Below are 636 nucleotides of genomic sequence, written 5' to 3'. Positions count from 1 at the left end.
CTGGGGCCAGCAACGATCGCCAGGACGTCGGCATCGACAATGGCCGGAGATCTCTTTGTGGTGGAGGCTGCCGATCAGGAAGCGTGGTTAGAAACCGAAGGCCCCGCCGCTGATCAGGATGAAGAAACCCAGGCCGATCAGCACGATGGGGAACAGGATGTGTTCCCAGCGCTCCAGGACCTCGGCGATCGGTCGGCGGGTGGCGACGAACTTGGCCAGGCCCACCAGCACCGCGACCAGGGCCAGGAACACGATGCAGTAGGCAGCCACAGCCCCCGGGCCGACGCTGAGGAAGGCCGGGGCGTAGACGCCGATGTTGTCCCCGCCGTTGGCGAAGGTCACCCCGGCCACGGTCCAGACGGCGACATTCTTGCCCTCGATCTTGGCGTCGTCATCATCGTCTTCGCCTCTGCGCCACCCCTGCCAGGCCGCCCACACTCCCAGGCCCAGCGGGATGAGCCCGAAGTAGGGGATGACCCCCGGGGGCAAGAACGCGCCCGCGCCTAAGGACACGAGCACTGCCGCACCCAGGATGCCGGCGAAGCCGAGGTACTGGCCGACCAGGATTCGGACGGTGGTCCCACGCTGGCCCGCACCACGGCCGAAGAACAGGGATAGCACGATGATGTCGTCGAT

The 636-nt window shown here is 66.7% G+C and carries 1 protein-coding gene; it reads right to left on the bottom strand.

Annotation, left to right across the window (positions count from 1 at the left end; translation table 11 throughout):
• Window positions 1-87: 87 nt before the first annotated feature.
• The coding region (locus IE157_RS12730; RefSeq protein ID WP_193520156.1) for a cadmium resistance transporter at window positions 88-636 on the bottom strand (549 nt) is incomplete at its 5' end.

It is taken from the genome of Kocuria marina, from assembly GCA_014652975.1.
GTDB lineage: Bacteria > Actinomycetota > Actinomycetes > Actinomycetales > Micrococcaceae > Kocuria > Kocuria marina.
Note: the sequence above shows the minus strand (reverse complement) of the source record. Positions and strands in the feature narration are given on the sequence as shown.